Origin of the sequence: Mediterranea sp. ET5 (genome assembly GCF_023337025.1) — a bacterium.
In the GTDB taxonomy this organism is placed as follows: domain Bacteria; phylum Bacteroidota; class Bacteroidia; order Bacteroidales; family Bacteroidaceae; genus Phocaeicola_A.
The window spans coordinates 245800-258635 of the sequence record NZ_JAMBLN010000002.1 but is presented as its reverse complement, the minus strand read 5'-3'; the positions used below and the strand labels follow the sequence as shown (position 1 = coordinate 258635).

Sequence of the window (12836 nt, the reverse complement as noted above, 5' to 3'; positions counted from 1 at the left end):
AGTCTAATGATTTGGGTTAAAACGAATGAAACGTTATGAAAACATTGCCTTGGATAATTTGCGCCACGTTGCTGGGTGCGCTCGTCTGGCAACGGTTCGGGAACATGCCGGAGCGACACGAGACGGTGTGGGACACGATTCCGGTGTATGACACTATCGTACACAACCGAATTGTGCCGCGCGACAGCGTGGTATTGCGGTATGAGTTGGTAAGGCTTCCAGTGGTGGGCAACATTTCCATGGAAAATATTCAAAAAAATGGCAACATTGACACGGGAAATATTTCGAATGATTCGATGACCGTGTCTGTCCCTATCACGCAGAAGCATTACCGGGGAGACGACTACGAGGCTTGGGTGTCGGGCTTCTGTACCCGGCTGGACAGCATCCGTCTATATCCGAAAAGATACTACCTAAAGCCCAAAGAAACGAAACCGAAACGGTGGGTGCTCAGCACCGGGGTGTCGGTGGGATGGAATCCTTCCACAAAGCAATTTGAACCGGTTGTCGGTTTGAGCGTGGGGTGGAAGATTTGGGAGTGGTGAAGACGGTATATCGAAACGAACTGTCCGGTCCACGCTTGTAAGAAGATAAACTACAGGGAGCAAAAATCTCCTATACATTTGTACAAAAACCTGACAATATGGGACTATACACATTGCGCGTGAACAAAGACATGGTGTATGAGGAAGTAGCACAGACCACTTCGTACACCGGTGCCAAAATGGATGACGTAACGGCTTACGAGCGCATCTTCACCACAGATGAAGACAAGGCGATGCTGGAACGTTTTTGGAACGAGAGCAAGAATGCCATTGCCGGAAACCTGAAAAAGTTTCTTGAAAATGAAACAGAAATGGACGGCACCTATACGCTGACATTGGAATTATCGGCATCGTTTGACGATAGCCTGTTGGAAAGCATGGAGCGCAGCCTGTTCAGCTTCTTTGTGATGAACATCACCGCTAAATGGTACACGTTTACTAATAAAAATGAGGCAACCGACTATGCGGCAGGAGCGGCCACGAACTTAGAGGACATCATGCGCAAGGCTTTTTTTAAGAAAAAGCCACGGAGACCCACATATAACTAATTTACGACTATGGCTGAGAACAAAAAGACACTGACAGTCACCCAAGAGGTGAAAGAACTGATGTATGACATCATGAACAAAGCCTACCTGACCGGTCAGGCACGAGAAGCCGGAGGCATGACCTATGAGGCCAGCTCAAACATGCAAGCCTCGGAGGACAACGAAAACAGCTACCAGTTGAGGCGAAGCCTCTCCAACGCATTCAGCAGCCTGAAAAGCCTGCTCGGTGAATACTTGGACGAGGACAAGACATCCTCAAACGACCGTATTCCCACGGAGATTGACAATGACGGGCAACTGGTATTGGCGTTCAAACTACCCTCGAACTATAACAATGCCTCCGCTGACAGTCTGGGAAACGGCATCCATGCCTACTTGGTGGATATGGCCCTGTATGAATGGTTCACCATCACGAACAAAAATGACGCAGCTGATTATCTGAACCACTCGACGGCTAGCCTTGAAACCGTGAAACGGGCTTTGTACAAGCGAAGCCGACCTGAACGTCCGACATACGCTTAAATGAAGAATGATAAATTAATAATGGTAGATTATGGCGTACTGTTGCGGGAAAGAATCAAAACATAAGGAAGTAGTCCTGACTTTCAAGCGTGCAGAGCTAATCTATGATGCGAGCAATTACTCGTATGTAGAAGGGGACATCATTCCGGAGGGCAACGAGTGCAGGCGGCACCAGGTGTTTGACATCGCACAGGATGGGAATGTGAACCGGGTGACGCGGGTGCTGAATACCGTCCATGCGGAATGTGTGGAGATGCTCTACCCCTACACCAAGGAAGAGATTCCGGACGGGCAGGAAGCGTTGGACGATGTGCTGAAGGAGCCTGAAGCCTACGAAATCAGGCTGACGCTGCCTGCAACCTTTTCGCTGACCACCTTGCGGTTGCTGGAGCAGCTAATACATGAATACCTGGTGTGCAGGGTGCTTGCCGACTGGATGAGCATCACCAACCCGGAGAGCGAAGCAAACTGGCAACGTAAGTTTACCACATTACGTAAGAAGATACAGACCACGCTGGTGTCGAGAAGCGGGAAGATCAGACGGAAGTTGAAGCCGTTCTAGGGCGTTGCTATCAGGAAAAAGCCGAGGTGCATCACGCATCCCGGCTTTTTCCATAACAATCTTACCTAAAAAACTAGCCTATAAACAATATGCTTTACCTTGGCTGATTTGTGAGCCGTGGTGTGAACTGCACGGTGCATCCATAGAGACTTTCGTGTTTGTCGAGCTGACATATGAGGGCAAGACGGAAATACTTGTATGGCGTGCCACGGAAGCCGCGCAGATATTCATCGGTACTGCTCCATACGAGATGCCAATCAAAGAGGTTACGAGAACCATAGAGGACTTGGGCTACATGGCGGCGCCGGAAATATCCACGTTGGATAATGGTGTCTATCGTCTTGAGCAAATCGGGCTGGCCCAATTTGAACGGACGTGTGACGATGAGAGCTGTTATGCCTTCTGCATCGGAGGTGGAGAAGTTTGCCAACTTATTGCCGGACACCATAGCGAGCGCATCGGGATAAGCATTTACATTGTCCGTGATTTTGCTGTGTATCATGCCCCATGCCTTAGACTTCAGGGAATAGACATAAGCATAAGTGACGGACGGATTGTATACAAATATACGTTGCCCTGTATAGTCGTAAATCATGCGACACCCGGCAAGGAACTCACGGAACGGGAGTAGTGAAACATTTTCGAGCGTTATGCGCTCCTGTTCGTTGGAAAAATGATTGAACACATTGACAAGCTTATCAGCGGCGGACAAATCGGACAAAGAAAAAAGGTCACGGCTGTTGATGCTATCGGACAGGCAGACGGTTTCCGAACCGCTGATGAGCATTATGCCCCGGTCGGTGGCAAAAAGAACGGCACTATCAATCTGCGTGATGCTATCGGGATTGATGCAGACATCGCGCGTGATGGGCTGTTTGGCAGAGTATGTGCCTGTGGAGGAGACCTCCAATGCCCAAACACCGTCCGTGGAGAAGGCATATAGGGGGAATTGGCCAAACTGACCCTGAGAAAGAGCCTTTGCCGCCGTACTGATGCCGAGGATTGGACCGGTGCCTACGGTATTAATGCCAAGCGTCGGGAAATAGAAAGGAGTATTGACTTCAGATGTATAGATTTTATTGGGGTTATCTACCAACGGCTGTTCCGCAGGTGGAACAAACGAAACATCTGTTTCAAATATAAGGTCTTGAAAACCGCTGAACCAATAAGCTCCGTTTAACATGGGGTGTTCCTTCAACGTAACTTCGGCGTACTTCTTCGTGCCGTCAGCCTCGGCAATCTGCTCGATAATCATCTTGTAGGCTGACGGATTAGGGTAATAGAGCCAATGAAACGTGGTAGCCTGTGTTGTTCCTTCGGCGACGCATTGTACCACTTGCTGCCCACCGCTGTCGTTGCAATATACATAGAACGCATAGCGGTAGTTAATTTGATTCCGGAGTCCATCCCAACGAGTGACAAGTGTCTCGGCAGGGAAAGCGTGCAAACGCCTTGTTATGTGTGCAATGTTGAGACGGGAATTATAGATGAAAGAGTAACGTGGAATAAGGGTATCGTGTTCGTTAAGAGCCTCCGTCTCGATATGCGGCTGCGTAGCGAGGTTGGGCACCGTATTTGGCTCCATCTTTACCAAGGAATCCGCTTCCAAGTCATCGGGCTTGATGGTCGCCACTTTCCAGAATATGGATGCTGAAGAGAACTTCTCAATATATTCCTTTTTCGTGATGACAGGGGTTTGTAAATGGATGTGGTAAGACTGCTTTTCGCTCGACTGCATCCAATAGTCTTCGTATTCGTTTCCCAAGATACCAAAACCGGAAGCCCGCCGATCCATCGATTCAGTGCCAGGCGTTTGGTCGTTCCACACTTCGGAATACTGCCCGTCGGACACGTAGGCAGCAATGGGTGTGGATACGTAAAAGCTAATGCCCGTGATGACGTCTCTCCACTTGTCCAACTCGGCTTTCCACGTTTCCATGTCGGGCAGATGGTAGTCCAGTGCCGTGGAGAAGAAAGATACGTAAAAATTGCAATCTGCACTCTGTTCAAGCTGTGTCTCCACGTTGACCGTTCCCCCGCTGTTGGGAATCATCAGCACAGGCGGCGAGAAGAGCATGTCGCCGAATACCGTTTCATATCCCCAGCGCGCAAAAAAGGGAAAAACAAAGTGGTTACGTTCTGTCTCATCGTTCAGTAGCTTGTTCACAGAGGCTGGAAGCGATTCGTTCACTGCCGCGCGGTCTTCTTCAGTGAGATAATATCGTGTCCCAATAGGTTGCGAAACATTCTTCACGGCGGAATAGTCACCCTTTATTCCTATCTTCATAGTTTTGTTTACCAGATTTCCCTGCAAACCCAGCGTGAGGGGCAGATGCGGCATCTGCGTGCCTAGGTGAACATAAGCATCCTTGCGCCAAAGGAAATAGTGCATACCATCTGAAGCCAAGACAACAAGCGTGTTGCCGATGGCATTGTAACCATGCAGTTCCACCCCATCGGGAAAAGTGTGTAAGGTTTCCTGTGCTTGAGGTACTTCGTCGGTGAAATAGCCCAAGCGAAAGGGAAGTGAGGTAATGGGCTGCGTGGAATATCCCCCACTCCCAGCATAATAAAAGTCTCTTTCTACCTTGTATTTGAAAATTTCGTCTTGAGGAATGCTTACCGTGACGCTGTGTATGGCATCATATGTTTTGGCAGTTTGCGTTTTGTAAGTACCGGCAGGGAGGAACAGGGTCTCGTGGGTGAAATGAATGCCATCGACATCTGTCCATTCAATTTCAAGTGTCAGGTCGGAATGGAGGGGATATTGGCAGGTGACGGTCTGGTCAGCATAAACAGTAATTACGTTGTCCATACGGCCCGTTTGGCTTACGATATAGTGACGAAAAGACGAGGTCTGATGAATAAACTCCACTTTTTCTCCGTCGTCTAACTGATATACAGTCTTTGGCGGAAGGACGGGACGCAGTGCGCCGTCTTCGGGCAACATGCCCAACGACAGGGAAAGATTCCCGTCGTCACATTCGTAGTCAGACGGGATGGCTGTTAAACCGTTATATTTAATCTCTTGTATCATGGTTTTAATATGTGTTTGCATATTATAGGTAGGGCTATGCCCAAGCATGGCAAAATGACGGGCATCCCCAAACCGAGTGGTACGGAATCGGCTACACTCCCACTCTGCTCCAACATGAAACGACAAAGACGGGATGACCAAGCCCGAAAGTGATTGCTACGCGGATTGGTAGGGAAACAAGTGGCTTCGTGTCTGCCGACAACAGGGGCATGAAAACGAACGTAGAGGTAATATTCCCCCTCATCGGCCATGATGTCGAGCACATCTCCTTCCTGGATAGACAAAGCCTTGACGACACGGGCGGAAATATCGATGCGCCCATTGGCGTGAAAGGTTATGTCCGTTTTGCGCGTATTGCCAAGGATGCTTTGCATAAGCGGGGTTGTTTAATGGTTGGAACGTCTATCTGATAATACACTTTGTCTTGTGGCGTGCGCTTGATGGAAACGGATAGCTTGACCGGGTGAAATGCAGAAAGTCCGTATTCGTAGAGGATGCGCCCGACTGATGGGCAGAGTGTTTCAAAGCCGATACAGCGGTACTTGCCGTTGTACTGGATTTGGCAAAGCTGGGTAGGCTGAGCGATGCCGTGATTTGCCATAAATCCGAATGTGCCGGTTCCCGGTATGCGGAACATGAACACGGAGGTATCCCTGCCCTCCTCTGCGTTGCTCCTGATATGCTGGAATAGACGTTTGGAAAGCGTAAGGGAATTGTCAGCAGGGTCGGCTATCACGTAGTAACGAAGCGACTGCCATTTGCGTATAAGCTTAAAGAATATCATATTGCGAAAATAGTCTATTTAGGCAGAGCCGGAGGTTTATGTTTTAACGACCGGCTCTGCAACTGTTATTAGTATTCCTTGCGTGAGCGAAACGAGATGGTCTCAATATATCGGAAGGACAATGTACCCATCAGGCTATCCCGGTGCTTATCTGCATCTTCCTTAGTTCGGAATATGAACGAGCAAATCTGCATTTCGGCAGTGCCTTTCGTACCTACGATGTTGGCGTAGTACTTACGACCAAAGAGAAAGGCGATGATTTCTTTCAATACTGTAGTTTGCATAATCACTTTATTTTTAGGTTTTCTATTTCAATGAGCATATTCTTTTTCATGATTTTTAAATTGCTCTGTTATTTTATTACTCGCATAAACCGTGATAGGGGGACATACAGCTATATTCGTCCTCCGATTCAAACATATCAAGCTGTGCATCATTACGATTTACGTAGTCAAACACTTCTTGCACCGTTGGATATTTTCGATTGGTACAAAACCTTCTAGGGATATAACCAGGGGAGAAAAAAGAAGAGCCTCGTTTTGTTTCACGATAACTTCTCTGTTCGGCTTCAATCAATCGGTTTGCTGCCCAAGTGTCCTTAGAAATCAGCTGTACTTCACGCTTGCGACACATAATACACGGGAAACATCCTACACGGGAAAAACCTCTCCGGTATAGTTCATTCGGCTGCTGGCCGTGATCCAATATGTAATCAATTACCTGTTGTGCATCCCAGTTAAATATCGGACGAAGTACCAAAGCATCATGCGTCTTACACCAAGACAATACATCCTTCTTTCGGTAAAGCGATTTACCTCTTGTGTCTCCGAAGTATTCTTTAAAATAGGCACATTCGGCATCCATTGAAGCCCGTGATCGGCTTTCTTTTGCTCTAATTCCTTGAATGACAATCATACTCTCATCTTGCAAGAGCATCCAGTCAATCATGGGAATTATTTTCAATTCGCGAGTACAGAACCGACTCTGTGAAGAAGGAAATCTGTTACGCTTAATTGCCATATCGACAAAGTCGGTGTATTTCTTTGACTTTAACACTGTCAAATTCACTCCAAGTTGTTCAGCCACCTCTTGGACGTGTTGGTAGGTCAATGGGTGTTCCCAACCTGTATCACAGAACACTGCTTCCACATGTTTCACTCCGTAGTTTTCAACAGCCCATATAAGACTGGCTTGACTGTCCTTGCCACCGCTCCAACTTACTACTGCTTTCATTTCTCACCTCCTTCCACAGTCCTGTCTGCGATTGATAGTTCCTGGAGAATCTTCTTCACCAATCCGTGAAGGGGCAGACACCAGTCCTGTGCGATGTCACCGAGACGGTCGTCGTAGTGGTTCTCACGGACGTAATCCTGGACTTCGTCGCAGAACTGCTCGTCTGTCAGGCCTCCTTCACGGTCTGAGAACATATGAAGTGCGTGTGCATCCGGATCTGGCGATATGTCGAACGGTGACACTGGGATGTGACCTTTGGCTTGGATTACTCCGGAGGCGTAAATGCAACTGGCTTCGACTTCTTCGATGTCATGGCCGGTGATTGGGAGACTGATATATATTTTCATCATTATTCATTTTACAAGTTCAAAGTCGTAGACGAACACGTAGGGGTTACGCTCCCATGTTCCTTTGCCGCTCACCTTGTCAATGAGGGCGGCAAAGGCTTCACGGGGAGTATGAAAGTTTGTACAGCCAAATCCTCGCCAATATCCTAATCCGCGGACACAATAGTATCTGGTTCCATCATATTCATATTGGCGGGTATTCAATTCAACTCCTTCTTTGATACAATCCTCGTTCGAAATGTCCTGTAGACGCTCTACTCGCACATCGGTTATGCGGATTTGGTGTGGCATTAAACTACTAACAACAAACATTTTATTATTCCATCCAGCGTTCGTGCTTCCTACTTTTTGGGATATAATCTCCCACATGGGCACTCCTTCTTCATTTATTCCGCCACAATCACGATAACTTTGCGCCACGGCAACTACTTCACAAACTCGAAAAGGCAGTTTCATTGTGATAAGACTTTCCCCTCCGTTTGCTATGATTTGCACTTCATCACCCAAAATACCAGCACTCTCTATTTCATCGGCTGGAAAGAGCGGTTTGCCTTTCATTATCCGCCTTGTCTGCGTCTTGCGACCTTCAAGCACAGCTTTCGTAAGGTCGTATTTGTCTGAGAACATAATTTTTTTCATGATTTTCTTATTCCAAAAGTTTATGATATTGATTATCGTTCAGGCTTTCTTGCATACATCTTACGGCAAGCAACGCTACGTTCATGGCTCAATCCTGCTAATGGTTCTGAAAGACGTTTCGTTGCCGAAATCGACGATGCGCATCATTTCTCGGAAGCGGTCGGCAAAGCGCTCATCGTAATACGTCCGTATCTCGTCGGGAGCGAGGTTGCTGGTGGCGATGGTGCAGAGTTGTTCCTCGTAGCGGTAGCCCACCATATCCATAGCGGCGTTGACATATTCGCCATAGTTGAGGCTTTCGCGCGGCTCTGTACCGAGGTCATCTATGCAGAGCACTTCCACATCGCGCAGACGCTTGTAACGCCCGACATCGGAAGCATTGTCACGGGTGCGGTTGTTGTAAGACTTGGCGAGCAAGACCAGTTCTTTGGCCGTAATTATCTCGAAGCCGTAGGAAGGAAAGCGGTCTTCGCGTGTGCTGTATCCCTCATCGGAGTGAAGGTAATTGTAGAGCGACTTCATGGCCTTTACCAGCGTAGTCTTTCCGTTGCCCCGGTTGCCGCAGAGGAATAGGCCAAAAGTGGTATCATCAGACGTGAGCCACCGGGCAATATCGGCGATATGATTCAAGTAAGCAGCAGAAGCCATAAACTGGCGATGACGCAACGCCACTTCGGATTGACAGGCGGCAAGCAGGAGGACGTAGACCTGACGCGCGGTATAAGGAAGCCTAAAACGAGCTACCATACGTTTTCTGCTCATCAGGGACGAGAAGATTTCCTTTACGTCTATTTCTTGATTCGGTTCTATTTTTAACATCGTTATTCTGTTTTGAGACCACTATGCGCAGCCAGTTGTTGAAATGTTGTTTGGCATCAGTAAGGCTGTCGTGCCTTTCCCTACCATCGGAAGCGCAGTGAAGCCGGAACTCATCGAGCTTGGCGCGTAACGCCTCCACATCCATGTGGTGGAGCACCTGAAGCTGGTCAAGCCAGGCGGCTTCGGCTTTCAACGCCGCTATCTCTTCATCAAGCGTGAGCGAGTAAACCGGGAATTGTCCGGCAGGTGGTTCACAGGGATTGGCTGTAGCCTGTTTGGGGTTACGCTTTTTCGGTATGTCCTTACCGGATTGTCCACTACCCATGTTGTCCATGATGAGGTTATAGACCGTGACGGTAGCCACACGCTTGCAAAGACGGTTGATATTCATGTACCTTACCTGTATTCCTTTCGATGTCAACACGCTTTCGGCCTTGTATAGTTCCTTAGAGAACAACCCGATGTTCAGGCAGCACGTGATGACCTCGCGTATATACGCCTCGTCATACCCAGTCTGTTCCGAGATTATGAAGGGCAGCTCTTCGTCCCACCTGATGTAATACCCATCACGATAGATAAGACATAGCAGGAGAGCATATACGGTAATAGCCTTGCCACCTTGATACTTGATTAGTTTCCTAATGCGCAAGTCCTGAAAAAAGTCGATATCGAAAGGGAAATATCCCAAACCTTGCTTTGCGGTACGTGCCATATTCATTCACAGTCATTTAAGAAGGCCGTCACCTCGCGCATGAAATCATCGAGCGAGCGACAGACCACGTATTTATACTCATCGTTTTCACTGATAACCGACTGCCACCAACGCTGACTGGCGCTTTGGCGACCTCGCGCCGTTTTCATTTCTATGAGCAGCGCGCCGTAATGATGATTGCTTTTGAGGAGGATGAGGTCGGACACACCCGGAACCACACCCTCGGCCTTCAGCTTGGCACCAGTCACGGCATCGCGCCGCCCGCCGTTGGGCACGGCGAAAAGCCTTCCCCGAAGATGAGGATACTTGAGGTTGAACCACCGCACGCAGGTTTGCTGTATACGGTGCTCCTCGTCGGAGGGAGCTTTGCGCCGTGCCCCAGCGTTGGAGCGGGCCAGCATTTCGTCAAGCGTCATCCTGCGTTTCATGACCGTGCGTTTTGTCAATCACCACATCCTTGCAGCCCGGCACGCTGATGGTGACCTTCTGCCCGTCGGGAATACTGTCTATGAAACGCTTGGCGGCACGCTGGCAACTCGGAGAAGCGGCGACAGCTTCCGATGCCTCTTGAAGAACCTTGCCTTCGTAAGTCTGTGCCTTGCCCATGAGAGCGTCAGGTGCATAGAGGAACACATCCATGATTTTGGTTTCCTGCAACGCCTCGCATTCCCAGTCGGCCAACGAGCCGTGCATGAATTCCGTGAGGCGGGAACGTGCATGGTCGATGTCGTTTGCCTGAATGAGGTAATAGAACGCCTGTTTCTTCTCCTTACCGGTCTTTTCGTCGAGTGTCATGAAGTTGACTTTGGCCTTATACCACTTGTCGCCACCCACGGTTTCTACCAGTTCGGAATAGTTAGTAATCTTTTCGGAAACCACAGCGAACTCGCCGCTGATGAAGGCGGACATTTCACCTATGATGCGGCTTTCGGCCTCTGTAAAAGAGATCGCATCTACGATATACAGCTCCGTCACTTTCTTCTGCATCCCATTTTCAAGAGTTTTTTCGTAGCGGATGCCACATTCAAATAGTTTCATTTCATCAGTTTTTTAAGGTCACTACTCGGTTTGAAGCTCACGGTACGGTGGGCAGGAACGATGCACGTTTCGCCCGTGGCAACGATACGTGCCTTTTTCTCCTTGGCGAAACGGACGGCGAAGGTGCCGAAGCCACGGAGGTAAACGTTATCACCGGATGCAAAAGCCTGCGAGAGAATCTGCATCGTGCTTTCGACGGCTTTTTTCGCTTCGGAACGGCGGAGGCCCGTCTGTTCCGAAATCTGTTCAATGAGTTGTTGCTTTGTCATTTTCTTCATTTTTTGAAAGTTTGTTATTCAGTTTCTTACTTAATCTTCTCAGCATCTGTGCCCGGCATGAGGAGCGCAGCCCCGTCTGGGTATCGTAGAGCTTGGCTGCATCATCGAGGTATTGGATGATTCGCCGCACATCGGTCTTGCATACATCCATATCAGTCTGAATTTAGGAACGATGAAACCAATTCGTCGAAGTACATTTCATCGGTGGGAATGTCATCGTCGGAGCTCATTATCTCTGCGGCGATAGACTTCTTCTGATGAATGAGCGAGTAGATGGTCTGGTCGATGGTGCCACGTCCAAGCAGGTAGTAGCACGTGACGTTGTCACGTTGCCCGATGCGGTGGGCACGGTCTTCGCACTGGCAGCAGTCGGCATACGTCCAAGCGAGTTCGACGAACGCCACGTTGGAAGCAGCCGTAAGTGTCAGTCCCACGCCAGCCGCCTTGATGGAGCAGATAATAAGCTGCACGGCAGGATTGTTCTGGAAAGCATCGACCGCAGCCTGTTTGTTTGCCGTATTGTCCCGACCTGTCACGGTAACCGATTTTGGAAATGCCTTTTTCAACTCGTCCACAATGTCGTGGAGCGAACAGAATACAATCAGCTTCTTGCCACTGTCCAAAAAGGTCTTTATGAAGTCCACAGCCTGTGCAATCTTGCCTTTGGTGGCCAAAGAGCGCAATGTCATGAACTTCACCAAAGCTTCCATGCGCATCTTCCGGCGAATCTCCCAGTCGGAGCATTCCGTATATTGCTTCAGATATTCGGCGAGGTCGGCAGCGGCAAGGTTGTACTCCGGCGCGTTGCTGATGTCCACATACAGGTCAACGCGTGTCTTATCGGGAAGCTGTGGCAGCACCTTTGCCTTTTCGCGGCGGATCATGCAGGTATCATATAGTCTGCGGCTCAACACGGAGAGCGGAACGGCAGGTTCGGCGTCCTTGTCCTTGGGGTCAGTGCAGTAGTCGGCCTTGAACTGTGTAGCTCCGCCGAAGTCCTGCAAGCGACCCATGATAGAGAGTTGCGACACCAAATCTTCGGGACGGTTGACAACCGGCGTTCCTGACAAGAGGATAATCCACTCTTTACCGACGGACAATCCTTTGGTGAAGATGGTCTGCTGTGCCGACGGGTCTTTCACGCGGTGCGACTCGTCGATAATGATGGACTTGAACATCTTGATTGGCGGGCAGAACACCACATCTTTCAGCCGGAACGACTTGCCGCCCCGTATGTCCCACACAAAGTATTTGCGGAGACTTTCGTAGTTGACAATCGCAACATGGTGCATGCCCATGCGGAGCAGGTAGGGCCAAGTGGTGCGCACGGCATTGTCAAGGACAAGGGCTGACTTGTCGGTGAACTTCTCGAACTCACGCTGCCAGTTTATCTTCAGCGACGAGGGGCAGATGACGAGACAGGGGTAAGCGCCCGCCGTATCGACGATGCCGATGCTCTGGAGGGTCTTCCCCAGGCCCGGTTCGTCGCCGATGATGAGGCGTTTCCTGTCCAGCCCGTAGAGGATGCCTTCGCGCTGGTAGGGGTACGGCTCAACGCGCAGATGATGTTTCAGTTCTTGCATGGCTTGTATCTCCATCCGTTAAGTTCGTAGACACGGCGGCGGGCTTCCTCGCGGTCGTAGTAAACAGGCTCTTCGGGGACGGCGGCAAGCGTGGATGCCGTCGCCGACACGAAATCGTAGCGGTAAATGCGGAACACCCGTCCGCGAGGCATGTAGCAATATTGTCCTACTTTCGGTTTCATAATAGTC

Annotated in this window: 18 protein-coding genes; 5 read left to right on the top strand and 13 right to left on the bottom strand. The window is 49.4% G+C overall.

Annotation, left to right across the window (positions count from 1 at the left end):
- Positions 1-35: 35 nt before the first annotated feature.
- The 4 genes from M3087_RS02635 to M3087_RS02620 all read left to right on the top strand — a co-directional run bounded on the left by M3087_RS02635 (position 36) and on the right by M3087_RS02620 (position 2177).
- A complete protein-coding gene (locus M3087_RS02635) occupies positions 36-545 on the top strand; it encodes a DUF6808 domain-containing protein (RefSeq protein WP_249093541.1) in 510 nt (169 codons plus the stop codon).
- A gap of 98 nt (positions 546-643) precedes the next feature.
- Positions 644-1093 (top strand): hypothetical protein, encoded by a 450-nt coding sequence (locus M3087_RS02630; protein WP_249093539.1) that lies wholly within the window; start codon positions 644-646, stop codon positions 1091-1093.
- 9 nt (positions 1094-1102) lie between these two features.
- Positions 1103-1615 (top strand): hypothetical protein, encoded by a 513-nt coding sequence (locus M3087_RS02625; RefSeq protein WP_249093537.1) that lies wholly within the window; start codon positions 1103-1105, stop codon positions 1613-1615.
- A gap of 31 nt (positions 1616-1646) precedes the next feature.
- Complete coding sequence (locus tag M3087_RS02620) at positions 1647-2177, top strand: hypothetical protein (protein ID WP_249093535.1); 531 nt, start codon at positions 1647-1649, stop codon at positions 2175-2177.
- A 94-nt stretch (positions 2178-2271) separates the two neighbouring features.
- On the opposite strand, the gene M3087_RS02615 is transcribed toward M3087_RS02620, so the two are convergent.
- Positions 2272-5214, bottom strand: coding sequence for a hypothetical protein (locus M3087_RS02615; RefSeq protein WP_249093533.1), 2943 nt, complete (start codon positions 5212-5214; stop codon positions 2272-2274).
- A 209-nt stretch (positions 5215-5423) separates the two neighbouring features.
- On the opposite strand from M3087_RS02615, the gene M3087_RS02610 reads away from it, so the two are divergent.
- A complete protein-coding gene (locus M3087_RS02610; RefSeq protein ID WP_249093531.1) occupies positions 5424-5624 on the top strand; it encodes a hypothetical protein in 201 nt (66 codons plus the stop codon).
- A 442-nt stretch (positions 5625-6066) separates the two neighbouring features.
- Here the strand turns inward: M3087_RS02610 and M3087_RS02605 are convergent, their stop codons facing one another.
- The 12 genes from M3087_RS02605 to M3087_RS02550 form a co-directional block, all read right to left on the bottom strand.
- Complete coding sequence (locus M3087_RS02605) at positions 6067-6282, bottom strand: hypothetical protein (RefSeq protein ID WP_249093529.1); 216 nt, start codon at positions 6280-6282, stop codon at positions 6067-6069.
- Positions 6283-6358: 76 nt separating this feature from the next.
- Positions 6359-7231: a phosphoadenosine phosphosulfate reductase family protein gene (locus tag M3087_RS02600; RefSeq protein WP_249093527.1), complete on the bottom strand. Its 873-nt coding sequence runs from the start codon at positions 7229-7231 to the stop codon at positions 6359-6361.
- A complete protein-coding gene (locus tag M3087_RS02595; RefSeq protein WP_249093525.1) occupies positions 7228-7425 on the bottom strand; it encodes a hypothetical protein in 198 nt (65 codons plus the stop codon). Before M3087_RS02595 ends, M3087_RS02600 begins: the two co-directional genes overlap by 4 nt.
- A 159-nt stretch (positions 7426-7584) precedes the next feature.
- A complete protein-coding gene (locus M3087_RS02590; RefSeq protein WP_249093523.1) occupies positions 7585-8217 on the bottom strand; it encodes a hypothetical protein in 633 nt (210 codons plus the stop codon).
- Positions 8218-8298: 81 nt separating this feature from the next.
- Positions 8299-8964, bottom strand: coding sequence for a hypothetical protein (locus M3087_RS02585; protein WP_249093521.1), 666 nt, complete (start codon positions 8962-8964; stop codon positions 8299-8301).
- Complete coding sequence (locus M3087_RS02580; RefSeq protein ID WP_249093520.1) at positions 8948-9748, bottom strand: DUF4373 domain-containing protein; 801 nt, start codon at positions 9746-9748, stop codon at positions 8948-8950. Before M3087_RS02580 ends, M3087_RS02585 begins: the two co-directional genes overlap by 17 nt.
- 2 nt (positions 9749-9750) lie before the next feature.
- Positions 9751-10164, bottom strand: coding sequence for a VRR-NUC domain-containing protein (locus tag M3087_RS02575; protein ID WP_249093629.1), 414 nt, complete (start codon positions 10162-10164; stop codon positions 9751-9753).
- On the bottom strand, positions 10154-10786 hold the full coding sequence (locus tag M3087_RS02570; protein ID WP_249093518.1) for a DUF4494 domain-containing protein: 633 nt from the start codon (positions 10784-10786) through the stop codon (positions 10154-10156). The genes M3087_RS02575 and M3087_RS02570 overlap by 11 nt, the downstream gene beginning before the upstream one ends.
- Positions 10783-11055, bottom strand: coding sequence for an HU family DNA-binding protein (locus M3087_RS02565; protein WP_249093516.1), 273 nt, complete (start codon positions 11053-11055; stop codon positions 10783-10785). The genes M3087_RS02570 and M3087_RS02565 overlap by 4 nt, the downstream gene beginning before the upstream one ends.
- The gene (locus M3087_RS02560) at positions 11033-11215 is read right to left on the bottom strand and encodes a hypothetical protein (RefSeq protein ID WP_249093515.1); all 183 of its coding nucleotides are present in this window, start codon (positions 11213-11215) and stop codon (positions 11033-11035) included. Before M3087_RS02560 ends, M3087_RS02565 begins: the two co-directional genes overlap by 23 nt.
- 1 nt (position 11216) lies before the next feature.
- Positions 11217-12647, bottom strand: a complete 1431-nt coding sequence (locus M3087_RS02555; protein ID WP_249093513.1) for a DEAD/DEAH box helicase — start codon at positions 12645-12647, stop codon at positions 11217-11219.
- Positions 12635-12829, bottom strand: a complete 195-nt coding sequence (locus M3087_RS02550) for a hypothetical protein (RefSeq protein ID WP_249093511.1) — start codon at positions 12827-12829, stop codon at positions 12635-12637. The genes M3087_RS02555 and M3087_RS02550 overlap by 13 nt, the downstream gene beginning before the upstream one ends.
- Between the last annotated feature and the right edge of the window lie 7 nt (positions 12830-12836).

Coding starts and splice junctions, on each gene's coding strand:
- M3087_RS02635 (WP_249093541.1), top strand. CDS start 36: ATGAAAACATTGCCTTGGATAATTTGCGCCACGTTGCTGGGTGCGCTC.
- M3087_RS02630 (WP_249093539.1), top strand. CDS start 644: ATGGGACTATACACATTGCGCGTGAACAAAGACATGGTGTATGAGGAA.
- M3087_RS02625 (WP_249093537.1), top strand. CDS start 1,103: ATGGCTGAGAACAAAAAGACACTGACAGTCACCCAAGAGGTGAAAGAA.
- M3087_RS02620 (WP_249093535.1), top strand. CDS start 1,647: ATGGCGTACTGTTGCGGGAAAGAATCAAAACATAAGGAAGTAGTCCTG.
- M3087_RS02615 (WP_249093533.1), bottom strand. CDS start 5,214: ATGATACAAGAGATTAAATATAACGGTTTAACAGCCATCCCGTCTGAC.
- M3087_RS02610 (WP_249093531.1), top strand. CDS start 5,424: ATGAAAACGAACGTAGAGGTAATATTCCCCCTCATCGGCCATGATGTC.
- M3087_RS02605 (WP_249093529.1), bottom strand. CDS start 6,282: ATGCAAACTACAGTATTGAAAGAAATCATCGCCTTTCTCTTTGGTCGT.
- M3087_RS02600 (WP_249093527.1), bottom strand. CDS start 7,231: ATGAAAGCAGTAGTAAGTTGGAGCGGTGGCAAGGACAGTCAAGCCAGT.
- M3087_RS02595 (WP_249093525.1), bottom strand. CDS start 7,425: ATGTTCTCAGACCGTGAAGGAGGCCTGACAGACGAGCAGTTCTGCGAC.
- M3087_RS02590 (WP_249093523.1), bottom strand. CDS start 8,217: ATGAAAAAAATTATGTTCTCAGACAAATACGACCTTACGAAAGCTGTG.
- M3087_RS02585 (WP_249093521.1), bottom strand. CDS start 8,964: ATGGTAGCTCGTTTTAGGCTTCCTTATACCGCGCGTCAGGTCTACGTC.
- M3087_RS02580 (WP_249093520.1), bottom strand. CDS start 9,748: ATGGCACGTACCGCAAAGCAAGGTTTGGGATATTTCCCTTTCGATATC.
- M3087_RS02575 (WP_249093629.1), bottom strand. CDS start 10,164: ATGACGCTTGACGAAATGCTGGCCCGCTCCAACGCTGGGGCACGGCGC.
- M3087_RS02570 (WP_249093518.1), bottom strand. CDS start 10,786: ATGAAACTATTTGAATGTGGCATCCGCTACGAAAAAACTCTTGAAAAT.
- M3087_RS02565 (WP_249093516.1), bottom strand. CDS start 11,055: ATGACAAAGCAACAACTCATTGAACAGATTTCGGAACAGACGGGCCTC.
- M3087_RS02560 (WP_249093515.1), bottom strand. CDS start 11,215: ATGGATGTATGCAAGACCGATGTGCGGCGAATCATCCAATACCTCGAT.
- M3087_RS02555 (WP_249093513.1), bottom strand. CDS start 12,647: ATGCAAGAACTGAAACATCATCTGCGCGTTGAGCCGTACCCCTACCAG.
- M3087_RS02550 (WP_249093511.1), bottom strand. CDS start 12,829: ATGAAACCGAAAGTAGGACAATATTGCTACATGCCTCGCGGACGGGTG.